We start from the raw sequence: 21,719 nt of genomic DNA, 5'->3' as shown, positions 1-21,719 counted from the left end.
CGAGGGGTACGCATGACCGACACCGGCCAGGTCCCGGGCGAGGGACTGCCGGAGAACGCAGGCGGACAGCCCGGACAGCCGCAGCCGGCGGCCGTTCCCTCCCCTGCCGAGGCCGGCCCGACGCAGCCGCCGGGGATGCCCCAGGCGCCCGACGCGTACACCTTCCTGGACCCCGCGGACGCGGGCGCCGAGGACGACGACCTGCTGTTGATGCCGGGGGCGCGGGGCGCGTGGGGCAGCGAGCAGCAGCACCACCAGCCGCAGAACCCGCAGCAGACCCAGCCGTCGCAGGCGCCGCCCCAGCCGACCGTGCCCGAGCAGGCCGGCCCCTACGACTCCGCGCCGCTCGGCGCCATGGCGTACGAGCCGATGCCGCCGGAGGCCGGCGACCACGAGAGCGGCGGCCGCGACTCGGCCTCCGTCGACCTGGACGGCGTACGCGTCCCGCCGCCCGCCGCGCCGCAGCAGGCTCCCACGCCGCCGCGCCGCCCCCTCCACATGGGCCCGCCGGTCCCCGACGCGACCGGCGGCGTGGTCCGCTCGCTCGCCGACCGCGGCCCGGCCGGCGCGCCGCCGGGCACCCCGGTGCGCGGCACCCCCGGCCCGCCGACGACCGGCCCCGAATACCTGGACGTGGAGGAGGGCGGGCAGCAAGCGGGAGTTTCCGCTGCCGTCCCCGCTGCCGTCCCTGCCCAGCAGGCACCCGTCGCCCAGCAGGCGGCCGCCGAGGCGTACGGAGCACCCGGCGCGGCATCGCTGCCCGGGCCGCAGCTCGGTGAGATCCCCGCGCAGATGCCCGCCCAGGCTCCGTCGTGGGACAGCGCTCCGGCGCAGGCGGCGCCGGTGGCGCCGGTTGCCGCGCAGGCCGCTGCGGGTGTTCAGGCGGCTCCGGCTGCTCCGGAGGCGACTGCTGCTGCTGAGACGGCCGGGGCTCCCGGCGTGGCCTCGGACACGGACGTGGCCCCGGGTACGGAGGCGGCTCCGGTTGCAGAAACGGTCGATCGCGGTGCTGAGGAGGCTGCGGTGACTGATGTGACGGCTGAGACGGCAGAGGCAGCCGAAGTGGCTGAGGTGGCGGAGACGGCTGAGGCTCAGGCCGAGGCTGCCGAGGGCGCTGCCCCCGCGGCCCAGCCGGAGCCCGCGCCGGAAGACGCCGAGGGCATGCCGGAGGCCACCCAGGAGGGGGCCGTCCCGCAGGCGGACGCCGACGGTACCGAGCAGGCGGCGGAGCCCGCTACGGAGCCCGCGGCGGTGGAGCAGCAGTCGGCACCCGCCGACCGGGCCGTGCCCGCCCAGCAGCCGGCCCCCGAAGCCGAGGGCGTACAGCCGGTGGAGCCGGTGGAGCCGGTCCAGGACGTGGCCGGCGCCGGTGAGACGACGCACGCCACCGGCACGGCCGAAGGCACGCAGCCCGCGGAACCGGCCCAGGTGCCGCAGCCCATACAGGTCGCCGAGGAGGCACCGGCCGCCCCGGCCGGTACGCCCGCGGCAGCCCAGGAGACGGCAGCCCCGGCCGCAGGGCCGGAGGAAGGCGCCGCCGAGGCGCAGGAAGCCCCGGCCGAGACCGCCCCCGGCACGGAACAGCCAGTGGCCCCCGTGGCGGCCGAGGCCGCACCGCAGCCGGACCAGGCCACCGCGCCCGCGACCGGCGTACCGCAGGCGGCCGTCACCCCGGCCGAGCAGCCGCAGCCCCAGGCAGCCGACGTGGCTCCGGCCGCGCCGGAGGCGGGCGCCGGGCAGCCGCAGCCGGTCGACGCCCCCGAGGCGGCTCCGGCCGCCGACGCGCAGGAACCGGTCGCCGAGGCCCCGCCCGCGGCCGACGAGCAGGCCGCCGGCCCGGTTGCCCCGGAGCAGGAGCCCGCCGAGGCCGACGGCACCCCGCCGACGCAGACCGCCGAGGCTCCGGCCGCCGACGAGACGGCCCCGGCCGCCCCGGTGACCGAGGAAGCCCAGGCACCCGCCGCAGCGGCCGTCCAGGTTGCGGCGCCGGAAGACGCCGAGCAGCCGGCCCCTGAGCAGGACGCCTCCGAACTCGTCCAGCTCGGTGACGCCCCGGACGGACCGGACACCCCGGACACCGTGCCCGCCCCGGCGGAGGCCTCCCAGAAGGAGACCGCTCCGGACCCGGCCGCGGACGCCGCCCATGAGGAGCCCACCGGAGAGCCCATGACGCAATCCGCCACGGAACCTGCCACAGAGCCCGAGCCCGTCGCCGAACCGGCCGACGCCGTGGCCGAACCAGTCGGCCCCGCCGCCGTACCGGCCGTACCCACCACCCCTCCGGCCACCGGCTACGACGACTCGGAGCGCGCCGCCGTACACCGCGTGATGCGCGAGCGCCGTGACATCCGCAACGGCTTCCGCCCCGACCCCATCCCCAACGAGGTGCTGCTGCGCGTCCTGGAGGCGGCCCACACCGCCCCCAGCGTCGGCCACTCCCAGCCCTGGGACTTCGTCGTCATCCGCTCGCAGGAGACCCGGGAGCGGATGCACCAGCTGGCCACGGCGCAGCGCGACGCGTACGCGAAGTCGCTGCCCAAGGCCCGTGCCAAGCAGTTCCGCGAGCTGAAGATCGAGGCCATCCTCGAAACGCCGGTCAACATCGTGGTGACCGCCGACTCGACCCGCGGCGGCCGGCACACCCTCGGCCGGCACACCCAGCCCCAGATGGCCCCGTACAGCTCCGCCCTCGCGGTGGAGAACCTGTGGCTGGCGGCCCGCGCCGAGGGCCTGGGCGTCGGCTGGGTGAGCTTCTTCGACGAGCGGGAGATGGTCCGTGAGCTGGGCTTGCCCGACCACCTGGAGGTCGTCGCGTACCTCTGCGTCGGGTACGTCGACGAGTTCCCCGACGAGCCCGAGCTGATGCAGGCCGGCTGGGCCAAGCGCCGCCCGCTGTCCTGGGTGGTCCACGAGGAGACGTACGGCCGCCGCGCCCTGCCCGGCGAGGCGCCCGCCGACCTCCTCCAGGAGACCCTCCAGGGCATCCGCCCGCTGGACGCCAAGGCGCTCGGCGAGGCGTGGGAGCGCCAGAAGCGGATGACCAAGCCCGCGGGCGCCCTCGGCATGCTGGAGATCATCTCCGCGCAGCTGTGCGGGCTGTCCCGCAAGTGCCCGCCGCCCATCCCGGAGCCGGCCGCCGTCGCGGTCTTCGCGGGTGACCACGGCGTGCACGCCCAGGGCGTCACCCCCTGGCCCCAGGAGGTCACCGCGCAGATGGTCGCCAACTTCCTGGGCGGCGGCGCGGTCTGCAACGCCTTCGCCAACCAGGTGGGCGCCGAGGTCTGCGTCGTGGACGTGGGCGTGGCCGCCGACCTGCCGGCCACCCCCGGCCTGCTGCCCCGCAAGATCCGGCCGGGCACCGCCGACTTCACCGTCGGCCCCGCGATGAGCCACGAGGAGGTGCTGCGCGCCATCGAGGTGGGCATCGAGACCGCCCGTGACCTGGTGGCCGCCGGGAACAAGGCGCTGATCACCGGCGAGATGGGCATCGCCAACACCACCACCTCGGCCGCCCTGATCTCCGTCTACACCGACGCCGACCCCGTCGAGGTCACCGGCCGCGGCACCGGCATCAACGACGAGACGCACGCCCGCAAGGTCGACGTCGTCCGCCGCGCCCTGGAACTGCACCGCCCCGACCCGGCCGACCCCATCGGCGTCCTCGCCGCGGTCGGCGGCCTGGAGCACGCGGCGATGGCCGGCCTGATCCTCGGCGGCGCCTCGCTGCGTACGCCGGTCATCCTGGACGGCGTCAGCGCCGGAGCGGCCGCCCTGGTGGCCCGCGCCATCGCCCCCGAGGCGCTGGCCGCCTGCATCGCCGGCCACCGCAGTGCCGAGCCGGGCCATGTCGCCGCGCTCAACAAGCTCGGGCTGCGCCCGCTGGTCGACCTCGACCTGCGGCTCGGCGAGGGCACCGGCGCCCTGCTGGCGCTGCCCGTCGTGCAGAGCGCCGCCCGCGCCATGCACGAGGTCGCCACGTTCGACTCCGCCGGAGTCACCGAGAAGAGCTGACCACCTGGCCACCGGCCCTGCGCATGACCCCCGGCCCACAGCCACATAGGCTGTGGGCCGGGGCCGTACCCTCTCACCAGGTACGGACCTCCGGCGCGGCAGCCGCCCCGCCCTCACCAGCCGCTCCAGCGCCGCAGCGGCGAACGCGTCCCCGTTCCCCCCGCCCGCCGGCGCTGCCCGCACGCACAGCGCCACCCGTACAAGGAGCCGTACCGCCATGGCCGAGCACGCCGAACACGCCGCCTACCCCGTCGGACTGCGCCTGTCCGGCCGCCGCGTGGTCGTCCTCGGCGGCGGCCAGGTCGCCCAGCGCCGTCTGCCCTCCCTGGTCGCCGCCGGCGCCGACGTCCTGCTGATCTCCCCGTCCGCCAAGCCGTCCGTCGAGGCCATGGCCGACACCGGCGAGATCCGCTGGGAGCGCCGCCGGTACGCCCCCGGCGACCTCGCGGACGCCTGGTACGCGCTGATCTCCACCGACGACCCCGAGGCCAACACGGCCGCCTCCCAGGAGGCCGAGGCCCGCCGCGTGTGGTGCGTACGCTCCGACGACGCCGAGGCCGCCACCGCCTGGACCCCGGCCACCGGCCGCAGCGACGGCGTCACCGTCGCGGTCCTCACCGGCCGCGACCCGCGCCGCTCCGCCGCCGTACGGGACGCCATCGTCGAGGGCCTGCGCGACGGCACCCTCGCAGCGCCGCACCACCGCGCCCGCGCCACCGGCGTCGCCCTGGTCGGCGGCGGCCCCGGCGACCCCGACCTGATCACCGTGCGCGGCCGCCGGCTGCTCGCCGAGGCCGACGTGGTCATCGCCGACCGGCTCGGCCCCCGCGACCTGCTCGCCGAACTCCCGCCGCACGTCGAGGTCATCGACGCCGCGAAGATCCCGTACGGCCGGTTCATGGCCCAGGAGGCCATCAACAACGCCCTGATCGAGCACGCCCGCGCCGGCAAGTCCGTGGTCCGCCTCAAGGGCGGCGACCCGTACGTCTTCGGCCGCGGCATGGAGGAACTCCAGGCGCTCGCCGAGGCCGGCATCCCCTGCACCGTCGTGCCGGGCATCTCCAGCTCCATCAGCGTGCCCTCCGCCGCCGGCATCCCCGTCACCCACCGCGGCGTCGCCCAGGAGTTCACCGTCGTCAGCGGCCATGTCGCCCCCGACGACGAGCGCTCCACCGTCGACTGGTCCGCCCTGGCCCGCCTGCGCGGCACCCTCGTCGTGCTGATGGGCGTCGAGAACAGCGGCGCCATCGCCGCCACGCTCATCGCCCACGGGCGCGGTGCCGACACCCCCGTGGCCGTCGTCCAGGAAGGCACCACCGCGGCCCAGCGCCGGGTGGACGCCACCCTCGCCACCCTCGGCGAGACGGTACGGGCCGAAGGCGTCCGCCCGCCGGCCGTCATCGTCATCGGCGACGTCGTGGCCGTGCACCGGACGCACTGACCCCACCGACCCCACTGACCCCATCGCGACCCTTCACCGACAAGGCACCCACCCCGTGGCTGACATCATCACCGTCGACGACCCGGACGACCCCCGCCTGAGCGACTACACGGGCCTGACCGACGTCGAACTGCGCCGCCGCCGCGAACCGGCCGAGGGCCTGTTCATCGCGGAGGGCGAGAAGGTCATCCGGCGCGCCCGGCACGCCGGTTACGCGATGCGCTCGATGCTTCTGTCGGCCAAGTGGGTCGACGTCATGCGCGACGTCATCGACGAGGCCGAGGCCCCGGTGTACGTGGTCGACCCCGCCCTCGCCGAACGCGTGACGGGCTATCACGTGCACCGCGGCGCCCTGGCGTCGATGGCCCGCAAGCCCCTGCCGACGGCCGCCGAACTTCTGGCCCGACCCGGCACCCGCCGCATCGCGGTCATGGAAGCCGTAAATGATCACACCAATATCGGCGCCATATTTCGCAGCGCAGCCGCCCTCGGCATGGACGCCGTGCTGCTCTCCCCGGACTGCGCCGACCCCCTCTACCGCCGCTCGGTGAAGGTCTCCATGGGTGCGGTCTTCGCTGTCCCGTACGCCCGTCTGGAGAGCTGGCCCCGCGATCTGGAGACCGTCCGCGAGGCGGGCTTCCCCCTCCTGGCTCTGACCCCCGACGCCAAGGCCGTCCCCCTGGACGACGTGGCGCCGCACCGCATGGACCGCGCGGCGCTGATGCTCGGCGCGGAAGGCGACGGCCTGTCCCCGCAGGCCCTGCGCGCCGCCGACACCTGGGTCCGCATCCCGATGGCCCACGACGTCGACTCCCTCAACGTGGGGGCCGCGGCGGCGGTGGCGTTCTACGCGGTGACGGCGGGCCGGGGGGACGAGGGTCCGGCCACCGGCTGAGCGCGGGCCCGGACGGCGGCTTCGGTCAGGGCTCGTCGTACCAGGCGAAGGCGGCGATCCGCCAGCCCTCCGGGGTGCGGACGAACTGGAAGGACTTGCTGCCTTCGCCCTCGTACGGCGCGCCGTCCAGGAACCCGGACTTGCGGTACGTGCCGAACCGCGACGCAATATCGCCTGCGATCTCGGTCCGCTCGGAGGTCTCCCATTCGGCGAACTCGACCAGCCGGCCCTCGGTCAGCAGCCGCTGCCGGGGCTCGATGAACGACTCGACGGAATAGACCGTGAACTGCGGGCCGGTGACGGTGATCGTGCCGTCCGGCAGCATCAGCCGGCGGATCCGGGCGACATCGGGGGACCGGCCGCCCCGGTTGTCGAAGGCGCCGAAGAACTCGGTGGTCAGCGCGTCGATCTCGGACTTGGCCGCGGCTTTATCGATCTTGGACACGGCGCGACGCTAGCACCCTGCGGACATCAGGTGGCCAGGAATGCCGGACTCCGCCTCCATGGCCCCGGGCCGTAGGGCATCAGGCGGCCGGTCGCGGCAGGCTCGGTCCCGTCCGGCTCAGCCGTGTCCGGCTTCCGGCGGCAGAGCGGACGACGAGGAGTACACCGACTGCTCGGCCCCCAGCCCCCGGGCCGGGCCCTGGCACCCCTGTGCCGCCGCGATGCCCAACGCGACCAGCAGCGTCACCGTGATGAACACGATGATCCGCTGGCGCAGCAACCGCCGGTCGGGGCCGGGCCTGCGCCCGCCGGGCGAGGTACGCGGCCCCGTGCGCGGCGCTCGCGCCGGGCGCGAACCGTTTCGCCCTGAGGTGCGTGCTCCGGGTACGGACGGCCGCCTGCCGCCACGGGACTTCGGCGCGGCCTCCCCGGAAGCTCCCGCGTTCGAGGCCCCCGGCGCCTGCTGCGGCCGCCCCGGCGCGCTCCCGCGTCCCACCGCACTCCCACGCGGCGCCTGCGGCCGCGGCGTCGGCGTGCTGGCCGACCGCCGCTCCGTCCGCTGCCGCGCGTACTCCTCCGCACGCTTCCCGGTGGGCCGGTCCGCCTGCGGTCGTACGGACCTGGCCCGGGCCGGCGTGCTCCGCTCCGACGAAGCTCCCCGTTCGGCAGCCGGCCCACGCCCGGCCCGCCCCCGCCCGGGCGCCGCCTCGGCGGAACCACCGTTCCCGCCGGCCCCACCCGGCAACGACAACCCCTGCGCCTCCCGCGCCGCGATCTCCTTCAGCCGCAGCGACAGCGACAGCGTGGAGGGGCGGTCGGCCGGATCCTTCGCCAGGCAGGCCGCCAGCAGCGGCGCCAACGCGTCCGGCACCCCGGCCAGGTGCGCCTCCTCGTGGACGACGCGGTAGAGCATGACCTCCGAACTGCCCTGGCCGAAGGGCGAGTCCGCCGTACAGGCGTACGCGAGCGTCGCGCCGAGCGCGAAGATGTCCGTCGCCGGCGTCACGGCCGCGCCGCGCACCTGCTCCGGCGCGAGGAACCCGGGCGAGCCCACCGCCGTACCGACGTGTGTGAGCGTGCTCGCGCCGGTGGCCCACGCGATGCCGAAGTCGATGATGCGCGGGCCCTTGGGGGAGAGCAGGATGTTGGACGGCTTCAGGTCGCGGTGGACCACACCCGCGTCGTGCACCGCGAGCAGGCCCTCGGAGAGCGCGGCGCCGATCGAGGCGACCTGCGCCGGGTACAGCGGTCCCTCGTCGTTGACCTTGTCGTGCAGCGAGGGCCCGGGGACGTACTGCGTGGCGAACCACGGCCGGTCCGCGTCCAGGTCGGCGGCCACCAGCCGCGCCGTACAGCCGCCGCGGATGCGCCGCGCGGCCGACACCTCGCGCGCGAACCGGGAGCGGAATTCCTGGTCCTCGGCCAGGTCGGGCCGGATGACCTTCAGGGCCACCCGCTGCCCGCGCTTGTCGGAGCCGAGGTAGACCACGCCCATCCCGCCCGCGCCGAGCCGCCGGTGCAGCCGGTACGAACCGACGACACGCGGGTCCTCGCGCCGGAGCCGCATCATCGCCATGTCCATCCCCGCTGCCCGGTCCCGTCTGACGTGGCACAGCTTACGGATTGACGGCTCGCTGTGCTGATAGGCCGCGCATGAGTCGGCAGCCGGATTGTCAGTGCCGGGTGGGATCCTGAAGAAGCGGGAGGAATCCGGGCGCGGCGCGGCCCGGCCTGCCGCGCGTGCTCCCAATGATCCGCCGCGGAAGGGGGATTGACGCGGTGAAGGGTGACCGAGTCGAGATCGTCGTGGATGCCGGGGACACGACCCGGACGTACGAAGTGGTGGCGAGCAGGGCGGGCCGCAGGGTCGAGACGGCGGTGCGCAGGGGAGTGGTGGAAGTGAGCGAAGTCACCCGGAGCGGCTCGGTGGTGCGTACGGCCCGCTTCATGGCCAGCCGGGTGCTGGCCCTGGTCGAGCATCCCGTGCCGCGGACCGAGGAGTCCGAGGCGGCCGCCGGGCGCCCGTCCCCTCCGGGATGACCCCAGGTCCGCAGGGGGGTCTCTCCACCCAGGGGAGTACGCGCGGCGGCGTACCGTCATCCTCCCGGAGGCCGTCCAATCGGTACGACGGCATGACGCCCGGAGCCCGCCGGTTACCTAATGTGGGATGCAAGCGGCGGGCGAACGCACTCGTCCCCCGAGGTCAGACGCCCGCCGCCCCAGAGTCGACGGGAGCGGGGCGATGGCAGACATCTTTGGGCGCACGGCCGTCCGTACGCAAGGGCGCAGGGCCGCCTCGGCGTTCGGCGGGCAGCGCTCGGGTACCCGCCATCCGCTCGTCGCGGTGGCGATGGTGCTGCCGCTGGCGGTCCTGCTCGCCGTGGTGTTCGGCGGCTGGGAAGCCGTCATGACACAGGCGTCGTCCGTGGTCGGAATGCTGGGGCGCTGAGGCGCCCCGGTCCTGGGAGAGCGGCCCGGGACGGGGGAAGTTCCGGCCGGAAACCCCGTGGGGACGGGGGTGCGGCGGACGGCACGAGTGGCCGGGCATCTGGGGAGATGCCCGGCCATCGGCCTGTCCGGGGCCCGGCCGCTCCCGGCGGCGTACGATCCCGGCGAACCGCTCCGACCCGGGGGAGACGAGACGATGTCCTTACCGGAGCAGTCCGGGGCCGGCGCTCCGGAACCGACGCCTGCCGGGACTCCGGGGCCACCCCCGCATCCGGGCGCGACCGCGGCACGCATCGGCCGCCTGGTCACTCTGGCGGCCGGTCCCGGCCCCAGCCCCGCCCTCCTCGCCGACCGCCCCGACGCCACCCTCGTCCGCTGCGGGCGTGTCGTGGCCAAGGCCCACGCTCCCGACTGCGACCCGGACCGGCTGGCCGTCCGGCTCCGCGTCGCCGCACATCCCGCCCTGCACGGCATCGTGCTTCCGCCGCTGCCGGTCACCGGCTCCGGCGGCTTTCTCACCCTGCTCGACGACGGCCGCCCCGCGACCCGCTGGCCGTACGGCAGGCCCGTCTCCCCGGACGATCCGGATGCCGCCCCCTGGGAGGAGACGGCCCGGCTGCTCGCCCGCCTGCACGCCGTCGCGCCCGCGCGGCTGCCCGGCCCGGTGCCGCCGATGCGCGGCCCGGCCAAGGCCGCCCGCGCCCTGGCCCGTATGCGTACCGCAATCACCGCACCGGGCCCCGAAGCCGTAGCAAGGCGCACCGCGCCAAACCCCGAAGCCACCTCGGCCCCCGCCCCGCTCCCCACCCTGTTACCCGCTCTCCTCCAAGCCGCCACCACCATCGAACGCGCCTGGTCCCTCCTGCCCCCATGGGCCCGCGACGAGGCCCCGTCGCCCCGCGCCACCGCCCTCTGCCACGGCGACCTCCACCTCGGACAGCTCGTCAGACACCCGGCCGACGACGGGCCCTGGCTCCTCATCGACATCGACGACCTGGGCCTCGGCGAACCGGCGTGGGACCTGGCACGCCCCGCGGCCTGGTTCGCCACCGGGCTGCTGGCCCCCGCCGTCTGGTCCCGTTTCCTCGGCGCCTACCGGGCGGCCGGCGGACCCGCCGTACGCCCGTACGGCGATCCCTGGCCGGAACTGGACGTCCCGGCCCGTGCCCTGACGGTCCAGACCGCGGCGCTGGCCGTCGCCAAGGCCGCGACGGCGGGCCGGCCACTGGACGAGGACGAGCGGGCCGTCGTGGACGCCTGTGGCCGGATGGCTTGCGCAGGACCGGAGTTGGCGGCCCGGGCGGAGCCGTAGGGTGAATCCGTCACCACCGGACGGCCGTTCCGGGGGCCGCCCTCCCGACAGGAGATGAGCGAGATGCACTGTCCCAAGTGCCAGGCACCGATGCAGACGTACAACCGCAACGGCGTGCAGATCGAGCAGTGCGCCGGCTGCCGGGGGATCTTCCTGGACTACGGGGAACTGGAGGCGCTGTCCCGCCTGGAGACGCAGTGGGCCCAGCACGCCCCGCCGCCCCCGCCCGGCCCCCAGGCGTACCCGTCCGCCCCCGCGTGGGGCGCCCCGCACCAAGGTCACTACGGCCACCATGGACACCACGGCCATCACGGGAACCGCGGCTTCGGCCGGATGCTGTTCTCCTCCTGAGCCGTGTACCCGGCCTCATCCCGGCCACCACAACGACCGAGGGCCGGAGCAAAGTGCTCCGGCCCTCGGTCTGCGATGTGGACGATACTGGGATTGAACCAGTGACCTCTTCCGTGTCAGGGAAGCGCTCTCCCGCTGAGCTAATCGTCCTCGGGACCGCGGCCAGGGGCCGCGGGGTGCTGCGTGCGCGATACTGGGATTGAACCAGTGACCTCTTCCGTGTCAGGGAAGCGCTCTCCCGCTGAGCTAATCGCGCGGGGTTCCGCCCTGCCCGAAGGCCGGGGGATCGGTCCTTGCGGACCAGTGGACGATACTGGGATTGAACCAGTGACCTCTTCCGTGTCAGGGAAGCGCTCTCCCGCTGAGCTAATCGTCCTTGGAGGTGGAGACGGGATTTGAACCCGTGTAGACGGCTTTGCAGGCCGTTGCCTCGCCTCTCGGCCACTCCACCAGGAGTGCGGGGGTCGGGAAGATCCCCCACTTCGAGCGGACGACGAGACTCGAACTCGCGACATCCACCTTGGCAAGGTGGTGCTCTACCAACTGAGCTACGTCCGCAGGTGCCTTTCCGGACCAGGTCCGGGGAGGAACCCCGTCTCCGTTTCGCTTCCGCGTCCCGGCGACGTGTTGAACTCTAGCGGATTCCCGGGCCAGTACAAAAACGCGTTTGTGCAGCGTGCTGCGCTGCTCGCCCGATCGGGGCGGCCGCCGTGGCCCAGCCATAGACTCGATGGCGTGAACGACCTCCCTCCGCTGGCCCGTTTCGGCGGCCGCACAGCCACTGACCTGCGCGATGTCACCCGTGATCCGGAGGCCCTGGACTCGGCGGGCTGGTGGGCCGTCGTCGCCGATTACGAGGGCGGTCTGCTCTGCGCGCGCTTCGGGGACGTACGGGAGACCGGGGCCGTACCCCCGCCCGACCCCGCCCGCTGGCGGGGCCCGGCCCCCGGGGCCTGGCGCAGTTCCCTGGACCGCGCCGCCTATACCGAGGGCGTACGGCGCATACGTGCCCACATCGCCGCAGGCGACGTCTACCAGGTGAACCTCTGCCGGATTCTCAGCGCACCGCTCCCGGACGCCGCGCGCGCCGACGTCGACGCGCTGTCCGCTGTCCTGGCCCGCGGCAACCCGGCCCCGTACGCGGGCACGGTCCGCCTGCCCGCACACGGCACCGAGGTCGCCACCGCCTCTCCCGAACTGTTCCTGCGCCGCTCCGGCCGCACCGTCGAGTCCGGCCCGATCAAGGGCACCGGCCGGGTGCCCGAGGACCTGCGGGACAAGGACCGCGCGGAGAACGTGATGATCGTGGACCTGGTCCGCAACGACCTGGGACAGGTCTGCCGCACCGGCTCCGTCACCGTCCCGGCACTCTGCGCGACCGAGGCGCACCCGGGCCTGGTCCACCTCGTCTCCACGGTGCGCGGGGAACTGGCCGACGAGCACGAGAAGACCGGCTGGGCGGACCTCTTCGGCGCCACCTTCCCGGCGGGCTCCATCACCGGAGCGCCGAAACTCGCGTCGCAGCGCATCATCGAGGAACTGGAGACCGCGCCCCGCGGCCCCTACTGCGGCGGCATCGGCTGGGTGGACGCCGACCGCGGCACCGGCGAGCTGGCGGTGGGCATCCGTACGTTCTGGATCGACCGGGACACCCCCGAGGGACCGGTACTGCGCTTCGGCGCCGGAGCGGGCATCACCTGGGGCTCGGACCCCGCGGGGGAGTGGGACGAGACCGAGCTCAAGGCCCGCCGACTGCTCGCGGTAGCGTCGGGCGTGCACGAGCCGAGCGGAGGGAAACGACCATGAAGATCTGGCTCGACGGGGAGCTGCGCGACGCCGACGGCGCCCGGGTCTCGGTCCTCGACCACGGCCTGACGGTGGGCGACGGCATCTTCGAGACGCTCCGGACCGTCGACGGGCGGGCCTTCGCCCTCACCCGCCACCTGGACCGGCTCACCTTCTGCGCCCGCGGCCTGGGCCTGCCCGATCCCGACCTCGACGAGGTCCGGCGTGCCTGTTCCGCCGTCCTGGAGGCCAACCCGGTCGCGCTCGGCCGGCTGCGGATCACCTACACCGGCGGCCTCTCGCCGCTCGGCTCGGACCGCGGTGAGGCGGCTCCCACCCTGGTCGTCGCACTCGGCGAGGCCCCGCGCCGCCCGGACACCGCCGCGGTCGTCACCGTCCCCTGGACCCGTAACGAGCGCAGCGCGCTGGCGGGGCTGAAGAGCACGTCGTACGGGGAGAATGTCATCGCGCTGGCCCGGGCCCGCGCGCAGGGCGCCTCCGAAGCGCTCTTCGGCAACACCGTCGGCCGGCTCTGCGAGGGCACCGGTTCCAACGTCTTCGTCGCCCTGGACGGCGTACTGCACACCCCGCCGCTGTCCTCCGGCTGCCTGGCGGGCATCACCCGCGCCCTGACCGTCGAGTGGACCGGCGCCAAGGAGACCGACCTGCCGCTGGACGTCCTGGAACACGCCGACGAGGTCTTCCTGACGTCCACCCTGCGCGACGTGCAGGCCGTCACCCGTGTCGACGAGCGCCAACTGGGTGACACCCCTGGACCGTTGACGGCCGAGGCCATGCGGGTCTTCGCGGAGCGCGCCGCCGCAGACTTCGACCCGCGCTGATGACGTACGTACGGAAAACCGGGTAGAAAGCCAGCGTGACCACTACGCTGCGCCCCGCCGGACCCGAGGAACGACGCGCCGACGGCGGCCGGGCCCGTACGTACGAAGTCTGCGTCAACAGCCGCCCGGTGGGCCGGATAAGCCTGACGACGGACGCCCGGCTGGGCCTGTCCGCCGGGCGCATCGCGGACCTGCGCATCGACGAACGCGACCGGCACCGCGGCCGCGGCACCGTCGCGGCGCTCGCCGCCGAAGAGGTGCTGCGCGGCTGGGGCTGCCGGCGGGTCTCGGTGGACGTGCGGGCCGACGCGGAGGCGGCACTGCAGCTGGCCACCGCCCTCGGCTACACCGAACACAGCCGTCGCATGCTCAAGGAACTGACCTCGCCGCCCGGCCTCCCCGCGGGCAGCGCCGACCGGCCGCTCGGGGCGCAGGAGTACCCGGCCTGGCTGGCCGCGGCGCACACCCACTTCACCGAGGCGCAGGTCTCCAACGGGATGCCGCGCGAGCGTGCGGAGCGCCGGGCGGAGCAGGAGCACGCGACGCTGCTCCCGGACGGGCCGGCCACCCCGCACCAGTCGCTGCGCGTGCTGGCCCACGAGGGGGCGGACGTCGGGACCGTCTGGACCACGACGTACCACCCGGACCGGCCCGGCGGCTATGTCATGGACGTGCGGGTGACGCCCGCGTACCGCGGGCTCGGCCACGGCCGCACGCTCATGCTCGTCGCCGAGCGGGTGACCCTCGAAGCGGGCCGTACCGTCCTGGGACTCAACGTCTTCGTGGACAACCCGCGGGCCCGCGCCCTCTACGAGACCCTGGGCTACCGGCCGACCGATTACTCCCTGCACAAACTCCTGCTCTGAGCGGACGGGCCGGCCGGCGGGCCGGGGCGCGTCAGGCCTGCTCGGCCAGCAGCCGGTCGGCGATCTCCGCGATGCGCTCGCGCAGGCCGTCCTGGCTCTTGCTGCCGTCCAGCAGCTCTCCGCCGATCGTGTACGCGGGAGTGCCGGTCACGCCGATCGCCTTGCCCTCCGCCTGGTCGGCGTCGACGGCCAGCAGATGCCGGCCGTCGATCAGCGCGGTGTCCATCTCCTCGGCGTCCAGGCCCAGTTCACCGGCGACCGAGAGCAGCAGCTTCTCGCCCTTGGCGCCCAGCTCCTCCGTACGGGCCAGCACGGCTTCCGCGTACGGCCAGCCCTGGCCCTGTTCCGCGGCCTCCTCGGCGGCCTGGGCCGCGGCGTAGGCGTGCTTGTGCTTGGCCAGCGGGAAGTGGCGCAGCCGGATGTCCAGCCGGTCCCCGAAGCGCTCGCGCAGGGCCCGCAGGTCGTCCAGCGCGGCGGTGCAGTCCGGGCACTGCAGCTCGCACCACACGTCGAGGACGACGGGGCGGGCGGAACCGGAGGTCGTGGCGTCGTTCATGCGCCCAGTCTCCCAGCCCGCGGCACCCCGCCCGAACCGGGACCCGCGCCAGAGCCGAGGGGGCTACGCCCGTACCGGCACCTGGGGAGGACACCGACCCCTAGATGTCCCTGACCCCGCCCCTATTCATGGCACCGGACGCCCCGCACAAGGCAGGATGGAGGCAGAGCAGGACAAGAGGGGGCGTCGCGCTGCCGTCCCGCGGGTGAGCGGGCCGGGTGCGGCGGACGACGAGAACCGATCGGCAGGAGGACCGGGGATGCTGAGCTCGACCGTCTGTACCGTGGTGTCGGTGGCGGGCCTGGGCATCGCCGCGCTGACCGCCTACCGCAAGCGCTTCCTCGCCGCGACCCGCATCGCGGCGATCTCGCTGGTCCCGGTGGGACTGGCGATGACCGGTGTGATCGACTGGCTCACCGGCGTGGTCTTCAAGCCGGTGGTCTGGGCGGGCTTCGGAGTGCTGGCGCTCTCCGTCGTCCTGTTCATGATCGCGCGGCTGGCCGAGCGGCACTCCCTCAAGGCCGGCGGCAGCCGCAAGGAGCGGCGCGCCGCGGCCCGGCAGCAGGGGCCGGCGGCGGTGGCCCCGAAGGCCTCCGCGCCGTCGCTGGGCGCGGGTGCAGGAGCCGGTGCGCGGGCCGGGCAGCCCGCGGCCCAGCCCAAGGGGCGGAGCAAGGGCGGCGCGCCGGGCGAGGACTTTTCCGACATTGAGGCCATCCTGAAGAAGCACGGCATCTGACGACCGCCGGAGCGAGCCGCCGTACGGTCGCGCCGTGAGACCGGCTCCGCGCACGCCGTACGAGGGCCCGGTCCCGTGCGAACGCCGTGCGGCCCGCGTGGGTGACGTCTCGGACACCGTAGCGATCACGGAAGTGCACGGGAATTGATGAACTCCCGTCGCTGAGGGGTGATCCGGTCCTTCCCGCCTGATCAGCTGCGCCATCATCGGCGCGAGATGAACGACGAGTGCGCCCTTCCCCGGGACCCCGCCGTCACAGCGGCGGACCCCCCGGCCCCCGAACCGCGTGGCTGCCTTTTCGCGTTGTCCCAGCCGCCGCTGATGCTCTTCCTCACCGTCATCGCCGTCCTCCTGCTCATGGGCGCCCTGCACGACCTCCTCCTGTTGTGAGGCCGCCGGGTGGGAGGGCGGCGGGGCCGGGCGCCGGCCGCGCCGTCAGCGGGTGGCTTCGCGGCGGCGTGCCCGGTACGCGGCGACGTGCAGCCGGTTGCCGCACGTACGGCTGTCGCAGTAGCGGCGCGAGCGGTTGCGGGACAGGTCCACGAACGCGAACCGGCAGTCCGGCGCCTCGCAGTGCCGCAGCCGCTCCCGCTCCCCGGCGACGACCAGGAACGCCAGCGCCATACCGCCGTCCGCCGCCAGGTGCTCGGCGACCGAGGCGCCCGGCGCGAAGTAGTGCACGTGCCAGTCGTAACCGTCGTGGTCGGTCAGCCGCGGCGTGGTGCCGGCTGCCGCCACCAGGTCGTTGAGCCGCTCGGCGGCCGTGCGGTCGTCCGGCGCCGCGAAGACCTCGGCGAACCGCGCCCGCACGGCCCGCACGGACGCCAGGTCGCGGTCGCCGAGCGTGCCCACGTCGCTGATCGCGTTGCGCGCGACGAACGCCTGGAGCGCCGGGAGGTCGGCCAGGCTGTCGGGGGCACCGGGGGCCTCGCCCTCCGGAGCGGAGTTCAACAGGTCGACGACCGCGTCGAGCGCGCACCGGGTGTCGTGGGTGATCATCACGGTTTCGCTCCCTGGCCGGGTGGGGTCGGCGGCGCCGCCCCGGTGTCCTTGCCGAATGGTCGCCGACTCTAGCGCGTCCAACAAGCCTCGGCGCCGTCTCCGCGGTGGGTCCGCGGCGACAGCGCCGGCTCGTGCCGTATGAACTTGTCGGTCCTGTGCCGTCGCCCCGAGTCGGACGGTGCAGGTGGGTGCGGTTCGGTGCGGTGGATGGCTGCGATGGGCTGCTGCGCCGCCTTTCAGTTCTCCGCGAGGATGTGGGAGAGCTCAGTGTCGAGATCGAAGTGCCGGTGTTCGGTGCCCGGTGGTACCGCCGCGTCGGTCCTCTTGAGGAACGACTCCAGGGCCCGCGCCGGGGCCTCCAGAAGGGCCTCGCCCTCCGGGGAGCTCAAGGCGATGCAGACAACGCCCTGTCCGTGACTCCGGGACGGCCATACGCGGACGTCTCCGGTGCCCGTGGGCCGGTGCAGGCCCTCGGCGAGGAGGTCGCGGGCGAAGACCCACTCGACGGTCTCCTCGGCTCCGGTGTGGAAGGTCGCGTGCACGGCATACGGATCGGCCGTGTCATACCGCAGGCCCGCCGGTACAGGCAGTGACGACTCGCTCGACACAACGAGGCGCAGGTGCAGCTCGCAGCTGACCGTGGTGTTCATAAGCGCCAGGGCCTTTCGCTCAGTGTGCGCTCGGGGATTCGCACGTCGGCGAAATCGACATGCCACCTACGGTGCCGTTGTAAACCCCTCTGAGGGTTTTGGGTGGCTTCCGGTACCTCTTACGGCGGAGTTGCCAATCCTCCTCGGCGGCCATTCCGGTGACCGTCATCCGTCGGGTAGGTTGGGCCGTATGAATACGGAGAGTAACGGGGGAGTCGGGATCACCGCCGCGGCGGCGGCCCCGGCTGCGGAAGAGGGCGCCGCGGGAGAGACTGCGAAGGTGGAACAGCGACTCGGTTCCCGGGCGCCGCATTTCATCAAGCGCTCCCGGCCCCTGCATCTGAGCTGGCAGGTCGGCATCTTCATCGTCGGCCTCGCCGTGGTCGTCGGCGGCATCATCATGCTGCCGCTGCCCGGGCCGGGCTGGCTGGTGATCTTCGCCGGTATGGCGATCTGGGCGACCGAGTTCGTCTGGGCACAGCTGGTGCTGCGCTGGACCAAGCGCAAGGTCACCGAGGCCACGCAGAAGGCCCTGGACCCGAGGGTGCGACGCCGCAACATCATCCTGACCAGCATCGGCGCCGTGATCATCGTGGCCGGGCTGGCGGTCTACCTGTGGAAGTTCGGCTTCGTGCTGCCGTGGAACACCGGTGAGTGAGGGCTCTCCCGCCGCCCGCCCCCGCAGGTGGTCACGTGACCCCTCCGACGTGCGGTAATGTTGGCGATGCGCCCGGGCGATTAGCTCAGCGGGAGAGCGCTTCGTTCACACCGAAGAGGTCACTGGTTCGAACCCAGTATCGCCCACACCGTATGACGGCCCGGAGGTCCCAGACCTCCGGGCCTTCGTCGTTTCCCGCACCCCGGCGGCGCCGTGGCGGCAGACTGGGGGCCATGGGCGACTGGCAGCACATCTTGCACCGGTACCGCTTCCGCAGCGAATGGCGGCTGCCCGCGCCGCCCCCGGCGGTCTTCGCCGTCCTGGAGGATGCAGAAACGTATCCTCAGTGGTGGCCCCAGGTCCGCCGGGTGAGCCGCGTCGACGAGCGCAGCGGCACCGCGTACTTCCGGTCCCTGCTCCCTTACGTGCTCACCGTCACCGCGACCGCGACGCGCCGCGACCCGGACGCCGGTGTCCTGGAGATCAGGATGCGCGGCGACCTGGAGGGCTTCGCACGCTGGACGCTGGGTGCCTCCGGCGGCGGGACGCGCGCCCTCTTCGAGCAGGAGGTCGAGGTGCGCAAGCCGTCGCTGCGCCGCCTCGCGCTGCCGGGGCGGCCGTTCTTCCTCGCCAACCACACCCTGATGATGCGCGCCGGGCGCCGGGGGCTGACCTCCCGGCTGGCTCGCAGGTGAGTCGTACGGACCGGGATCGGTGGTTCCGGAAGGCGGCCGGAAAGAGGAACGGGGATGCGCGGGCAGGAAATTTGATGGAAAGGCGCGACGGCCTGTATTGTTCAGGTCGTTCGCGGGGGAAACTCCGGGAGCGGGAAAGACACCCGGGCGATTAGCTCAGTGGGAGAGCGCTTCGTTCACACCGAAGAGGTCACTGGTTCGAACCCAGTATCGCCCACCGGGACCGAGGGCCGGGCTGCCAACAGGCAGCCCGGCCCTCGGCGTTGGCACACCGATGCCCGGCAGTCCTGCCGTCCGCCGTCGTCGCTCAGGCCGCGGCCGGCAGCTCCGGACGCACCGGCCAGTGCGGATCCACCGCCTCCTCCGTGCCGTTGCGCGCGAACCACGCCTCCAGACCCCGCGCCTGCGCCGCGTGCCACACGGCCTGCCGGGTGTGCAGCTGCGCCGGGCTCAGCGGCTCCAGCCGCTCCGCGTACCGCCGCCCCAGCGCACGTACGACCTGGAGCGCGGCGAGCGCGTCCGCCGCGGCCTCGTGGGCGCCGGTCAGCTCGACCTCGTACTCCGCGCACAGGTCCGTGAGCGTACGGCGGCCCTTGCGGTAGCGGTCCAGGTGCTTGTCCAGCACCCGCGGGTCCAGCACGGACAGCGGGTGGGCGCCCAGGTAGTGGGTGAGCGAGGCGGCGCGGTGCCGCCGCAGCTCGCGGTCCAGCAGCGTCAGGTCGAACGGCGCGTTCATCACGATCAGCGGCCGTCCGGCGAGCGACTGGTCGGTCAGCGCACGGGCCATCTCCTCCATCACGGGCGACGGCCAGCGGCCGTGCAGGGCCAGGTGGTCGGCCGTCAGGCCGTGCACGGCGGTGGCCGCTTCGGGGACCGGCACCCCCGGGTTGACCAGCCACCGGGTGACGCGGGGGACGCTGCGCGGGGTTTCCTGGACGACCAGGGCGGCGGACACGATGCGATCTCGCTCCACGTCGATCCCGGTCGTCTCGGTGTCGAAGGAGGCCAGCGGACCGTCGTACCAGCACGGCATCTTCACAACTCCTCGCGCTCGTGCGGCGGGTGGCCGACGCGGCCACCCGACCAGGTGATACCCGAGGCTTCCGGTTGTCGAACCGTCCTGGTTTGTTGACCACTTGGGACGGACAAGAACATCACAACGGGCCGTCGCCACGGGGGCGGCCCCTTCGAACGACCCGGCCCGGAAGGCACTTGAGCGATGACGCTCGCGCAGCCCGATCCGGGGGGACTGGTGCCCGCGCACAGGGCTTCACCGCGCGGCGCGCTCGCCACCACGGCCTGTATGGAGACGCTCCAGGTGGGCTATCTTCACGCGGTGGCCGCCGCGTCGGGCTGCTCGCTGGCCCAGCCCTTCCCGGACAACGGCATCGACTGGCACGTCAGCCACGGCGCGCCCGGCCATGCCGTCGACGACGAAGTGACCATCAAGGTGCAGTTGAAATGCACGTACCAGATCGGCCCCCGGCCGCCCGGCGCGAGTTTCGCCTTCACCCTGGACAACGCCCATCTGGTGAAGCTCGCGCGGACGCCCGTGGCGGTGCACAAGATCCTGGTCGTGATGCTGGTGCCGCGGACCCAGGAGGACTGGCTGCGGGCGGACCACGACCGGCTGGCGCTGCGGCACAGCTGCTACTGGACCAACCTGGCCGGCCATGAGGTGACCGGCCGGCGCAGGACCAACGTGCGGATCCCGACCACGCGGATCTTCGACGACCGCGCGCTCTGCGAGATCATGACGCGGGTCGGGGCGGGAGGGAGACCCTGATGCACCGGCCGACCGACGAGTACGCGTTCCGGCTTCCGGACCCGGCGCAACTGGATCCGGCGGTGCTCGGCGCCCTGCTGGCGCGGCACGGCTGGCGGCGGCGGGGAGGCGCCGCCGGCCACTACGCCCGTTGGACGCCGCCCGGCGGCGCCGCCGGGGGCACCAGCCTGCTCGTACCGCAGACCCGGACGTTTCCGGACAGTACCGACCTCATCGCGGAGGCGCTGGCCGCCCTCGCGCACAGCGCCGCGCCGTCCGCGCGCGAGGTCCTGGCCGCGCTCGCGGTGCCCAGCGACGAGGTGCGCTGGGAGCGCGAGGTCCCCGAGGACGGCATCGGCGGCACGCCGTGGGTGGCACAGGAACAGCTGCGGACGGCGGCCCGCTCGATGCTGATGGCCGGAGTGCTCGGCACCCACGGACGGGCGGGCTTCTACGGTGCCCGGCACAAGCGCAAGGCCGAGGCCTTCATGGCGGACGTGCTGGTCGGGCCCGCGCCGGCCGGGCGGCGGCTGACCGCGTACGTGCCGGTGGCGGCTGGCCGCGCGGCCGTCGCCGGGCTGCAGCGCGCGCTGCACGCCACCCGCGATGCCACCGACTACCAGCGGGCGACCGGTGGCATGGAGGCGTTCGACGCCGCCGTGGAGCTGGGCGTGTGCCACGAGCTGGCGGAGGCGCTGATCTCGCTGGTGCGGGACGCGGAGGGGGTACGGATCTCGGTGGAGTGGTCGCCGGGGGCCGGCCCGCCGGCCGGTTTCGCGGCCCGGCCCGAGCCGGTCGAGTTCTCGCCCGGTGACCTGCCCGCGCTCCAGCAGGCCGCCCAGCGCTACGTCCGCGACGAGCCGTCGCTGCCGGTGCGGGTGACCGGCGCGGTGGTGCGGCTGCGGCGCGAGCGGCCCGGCGGCCCCGGCGTGGTGCGGCTGCGGGTGCTGTCCGGGGCCGATGTGCTCCAGGTACGGGTCGCACTCGACGAGGAGGACTACCGCATCGCCGGCCACGCCCACCTGGTCGGCCTGCCGATCCGGGTCAGCGGGCGGCTGGAGAGCCGGGGCGGCTTCCGCCGCATCACCGGCGCGTCGGACGTCACACCCGTCCAGGTGGACGAGGCGGAACGGGACCGGCTCCTGAAGTCGCTCCAGGAGAACCTGGACTTCTTCGAGGAGGCGTGCGGAGGGCCGCTGCCGGGCGAGTGACGGACGGCGGGCGCACGCGGGGCGGGACCCCGGCCGTGCGCCCGCCGCTTC

General features: G+C 74.0%; 22 protein-coding genes and 7 tRNA genes. 18 read left to right on the top strand and 11 right to left on the bottom strand.

The features are described 5' to 3' along the window. Positions 1–12 precede the first annotated feature (12 nt). The 3 genes from cobT (at position 13) to ACZ53K_RS34350 (ending at position 6,347) form a co-directional block, all read left to right on the top strand. On the top strand, positions 13–4,011 hold the full coding sequence (gene cobT / locus ACZ53K_RS34360; RefSeq protein WP_468844551.1) for a nicotinate-nucleotide--dimethylbenzimidazole phosphoribosyltransferase: 3,999 nt from the start codon (positions 13–15) through the stop codon (positions 4,009–4,011). A 217-nt stretch (positions 4,012–4,228) separates the two neighbouring features. Continuing rightward, positions 4,229–5,452 (top strand): uroporphyrinogen-III C-methyltransferase, encoded by a 1,224-nt coding sequence (gene cobA / locus ACZ53K_RS34355; protein ID WP_468844549.1) that lies wholly within the window; start codon positions 4,229–4,231, stop codon positions 5,450–5,452. 55 nt (positions 5,453–5,507) lie between these two features. After that, complete coding sequence (locus tag ACZ53K_RS34350) at positions 5,508–6,347, top strand: TrmH family RNA methyltransferase (RefSeq protein ID WP_468844546.1); 840 nt, start codon at positions 5,508–5,510, stop codon at positions 6,345–6,347. Between the two features lie 25 nt (positions 6,348–6,372). Here ACZ53K_RS34350 and ACZ53K_RS34345 read toward each other — a convergent pair whose 3' ends face one another. Both ACZ53K_RS34345 and ACZ53K_RS34340 read right to left on the bottom strand, forming a co-directional pair. Further along, the gene (locus ACZ53K_RS34345; protein ID WP_468844543.1) at positions 6,373–6,792 is read right to left on the bottom strand and encodes a nuclear transport factor 2 family protein; all 420 of its coding nucleotides are present in this window, start codon (positions 6,790–6,792) and stop codon (positions 6,373–6,375) included. Between the two features lie 117 nt (positions 6,793–6,909). Next, a complete protein-coding gene (locus ACZ53K_RS34340) occupies positions 6,910–8,367 on the bottom strand; it encodes a serine/threonine-protein kinase (RefSeq protein WP_468844541.1) in 1,458 nt (485 codons plus the stop codon). Positions 8,368–8,570: 203 nt separating this feature from the next. On the opposite strand from ACZ53K_RS34340, the gene ACZ53K_RS34335 reads away from it, so the two are divergent. The 4 genes from ACZ53K_RS34335 to ACZ53K_RS34320 all read left to right on the top strand — a co-directional run bounded on the left by ACZ53K_RS34335 (position 8,571) and on the right by ACZ53K_RS34320 (position 10,902). After that, entirely contained in the window at positions 8,571–8,831 is a 261-nt protein-coding gene (locus tag ACZ53K_RS34335; protein WP_468844539.1) for a hypothetical protein, read from the top strand. A gap of 202 nt (positions 8,832–9,033) precedes the next feature. Next, a complete protein-coding gene (locus tag ACZ53K_RS34330; RefSeq protein ID WP_468844536.1) occupies positions 9,034–9,240 on the top strand; it encodes a hypothetical protein in 207 nt (68 codons plus the stop codon). A 195-nt stretch (positions 9,241–9,435) separates the two neighbouring features. Further along, positions 9,436–10,551, top strand: coding sequence for a phosphotransferase (locus tag ACZ53K_RS34325; protein ID WP_468844533.1), 1,116 nt, complete (start codon positions 9,436–9,438; stop codon positions 10,549–10,551). A gap of 63 nt (positions 10,552–10,614) precedes the next feature. Next, positions 10,615–10,902: a TFIIB-type zinc ribbon-containing protein gene (locus ACZ53K_RS34320; RefSeq protein ID WP_468844661.1), complete on the top strand. Its 288-nt coding sequence runs from the start codon at positions 10,615–10,617 to the stop codon at positions 10,900–10,902. A 78-nt stretch (positions 10,903–10,980) separates the two neighbouring features. Here ACZ53K_RS34320 and ACZ53K_RS34315 read toward each other — a convergent pair. The 5 genes from ACZ53K_RS34315 to ACZ53K_RS34295 all read right to left on the bottom strand — a co-directional run bounded on the left by ACZ53K_RS34315 (position 10,981) and on the right by ACZ53K_RS34295 (position 11,460). After that, positions 10,981–11,052, bottom strand: a tRNA-Val gene (locus ACZ53K_RS34315). 34 nt (positions 11,053–11,086) lie between these two features. Then, positions 11,087–11,158: transfer RNA gene (locus ACZ53K_RS34310), tRNA-Val, on the bottom strand. 48 nt (positions 11,159–11,206) lie between these two features. Continuing rightward, positions 11,207–11,278 (bottom strand) — tRNA-Val (locus tag ACZ53K_RS34305). 1 nt (position 11,279) lies between these two features. Then, positions 11,280–11,353 (bottom strand) — tRNA-Cys (locus tag ACZ53K_RS34300). A gap of 34 nt (positions 11,354–11,387) precedes the next feature. Beyond that, positions 11,388–11,460, bottom strand: a tRNA-Gly gene (locus ACZ53K_RS34295). Positions 11,461–11,637: 177 nt separating this feature from the next. Between ACZ53K_RS34295 and ACZ53K_RS34290 the strand changes: the two genes are divergently transcribed. Genes ACZ53K_RS34290 through ACZ53K_RS34280 form a run of 3 tightly spaced genes read left to right on the top strand, consistent with a single transcriptional unit; the run spans position 11,638 to position 14,395 of the window. Continuing rightward, the gene (locus ACZ53K_RS34290; RefSeq protein ID WP_468844530.1) at positions 11,638–12,708 is read left to right on the top strand and encodes a chorismate-binding protein; all 1,071 of its coding nucleotides are present in this window, start codon (positions 11,638–11,640) and stop codon (positions 12,706–12,708) included. Then, positions 12,705–13,529 (top strand): aminotransferase class IV, encoded by an 825-nt coding sequence (locus tag ACZ53K_RS34285; protein WP_468844528.1) that lies wholly within the window; start codon positions 12,705–12,707, stop codon positions 13,527–13,529. The genes ACZ53K_RS34290 and ACZ53K_RS34285 overlap by 4 nt, the downstream gene beginning before the upstream one ends. A gap of 35 nt (positions 13,530–13,564) precedes the next feature. Beyond that, positions 13,565–14,395, top strand: a complete 831-nt coding sequence (locus tag ACZ53K_RS34280; RefSeq protein WP_468844525.1) for a GNAT family N-acetyltransferase — start codon at positions 13,565–13,567, stop codon at positions 14,393–14,395. Positions 14,396–14,426: 31 nt separating this feature from the next. Here the strand turns inward: ACZ53K_RS34280 and ACZ53K_RS34275 are convergent, their stop codons facing one another. Further along, positions 14,427–14,951, bottom strand: a complete 525-nt coding sequence (locus tag ACZ53K_RS34275) for a DsbA family protein (protein ID WP_468844523.1) — start codon at positions 14,949–14,951, stop codon at positions 14,427–14,429. Positions 14,952–15,210: 259 nt separating this feature from the next. Between ACZ53K_RS34275 and ACZ53K_RS34270 the strand changes: the two genes are divergently transcribed. Together ACZ53K_RS34270 and ACZ53K_RS34265 are read left to right on the top strand one after the other, a co-directional pair. Continuing rightward, positions 15,211–15,687, top strand: coding sequence for a hypothetical protein (locus ACZ53K_RS34270; RefSeq protein ID WP_468844520.1), 477 nt, complete (start codon positions 15,211–15,213; stop codon positions 15,685–15,687). Between the two features lie 216 nt (positions 15,688–15,903). Further along, positions 15,904–16,077 (top strand): hypothetical protein, encoded by a 174-nt coding sequence (locus tag ACZ53K_RS34265; protein ID WP_468844517.1) that lies wholly within the window; start codon positions 15,904–15,906, stop codon positions 16,075–16,077. A 45-nt stretch (positions 16,078–16,122) separates the two neighbouring features. Here the strand turns inward: ACZ53K_RS34265 and ACZ53K_RS34260 are convergent, their stop codons facing one another. Further along, positions 16,123–16,689 (bottom strand): CGNR zinc finger domain-containing protein, encoded by a 567-nt coding sequence (locus ACZ53K_RS34260; RefSeq protein ID WP_468844514.1) that lies wholly within the window; start codon positions 16,687–16,689, stop codon positions 16,123–16,125. Between the two features lie 236 nt (positions 16,690–16,925). Next, positions 16,926–17,339, bottom strand: a complete 414-nt coding sequence (locus ACZ53K_RS34255) for an SsgA family sporulation/cell division regulator (protein WP_003987206.1) — start codon at positions 17,337–17,339, stop codon at positions 16,926–16,928. Positions 17,340–17,529: 190 nt separating this feature from the next. On the opposite strand from ACZ53K_RS34255, the gene ACZ53K_RS34250 reads away from it, so the two are divergent. The 4 genes from ACZ53K_RS34250 to ACZ53K_RS34235 all read left to right on the top strand — a co-directional run bounded on the left by ACZ53K_RS34250 (position 17,530) and on the right by ACZ53K_RS34235 (position 18,909). Then, entirely contained in the window at positions 17,530–17,997 is a 468-nt protein-coding gene (locus ACZ53K_RS34250; RefSeq protein WP_468844510.1) for a TIGR02611 family protein, read from the top strand. A gap of 74 nt (positions 17,998–18,071) precedes the next feature. Then, positions 18,072–18,143, top strand: a tRNA-Val gene (locus ACZ53K_RS34245). An 87-nt stretch (positions 18,144–18,230) separates the two neighbouring features. Further along, on the top strand, positions 18,231–18,692 hold the full coding sequence (locus ACZ53K_RS34240; RefSeq protein ID WP_468844507.1) for an SRPBCC family protein: 462 nt from the start codon (positions 18,231–18,233) through the stop codon (positions 18,690–18,692). Positions 18,693–18,837: 145 nt separating this feature from the next. Beyond that, a tRNA-Val gene (locus ACZ53K_RS34235) sits at positions 18,838–18,909 on the top strand. Between the two features lie 90 nt (positions 18,910–18,999). Here ACZ53K_RS34235 and ACZ53K_RS34230 read toward each other — a convergent pair. After that, positions 19,000–19,725, bottom strand: coding sequence for an exonuclease domain-containing protein (locus ACZ53K_RS34230; protein ID WP_468844505.1), 726 nt, complete (start codon positions 19,723–19,725; stop codon positions 19,000–19,002). Between the two features lie 186 nt (positions 19,726–19,911). Here ACZ53K_RS34230 and ACZ53K_RS34225 point away from each other — a divergent pair, with 186 nt between their 5' ends. Together ACZ53K_RS34225 and ACZ53K_RS34220 are read left to right on the top strand one after the other, a co-directional pair. After that, entirely contained in the window at positions 19,912–20,478 is a 567-nt protein-coding gene (locus ACZ53K_RS34225) for a DUF4365 domain-containing protein (protein ID WP_468844502.1), read from the top strand. Beyond that, positions 20,478–21,668: a hypothetical protein gene (locus ACZ53K_RS34220; protein ID WP_468844500.1), complete on the top strand. Its 1,191-nt coding sequence runs from the start codon at positions 20,478–20,480 to the stop codon at positions 21,666–21,668. Before ACZ53K_RS34225 ends, ACZ53K_RS34220 begins: the two co-directional genes overlap by 1 nt. Positions 21,669–21,719: the final 51 nt, after the last annotated feature.

The sequence above is a fragment of the Streptomyces sp. NPDC033221 genome (genome assembly GCF_055577005.1).
The sequence above is the reverse complement of the archived record's forward strand: the minus strand, read 5'-3'. Positions and strand labels throughout refer to the sequence as shown.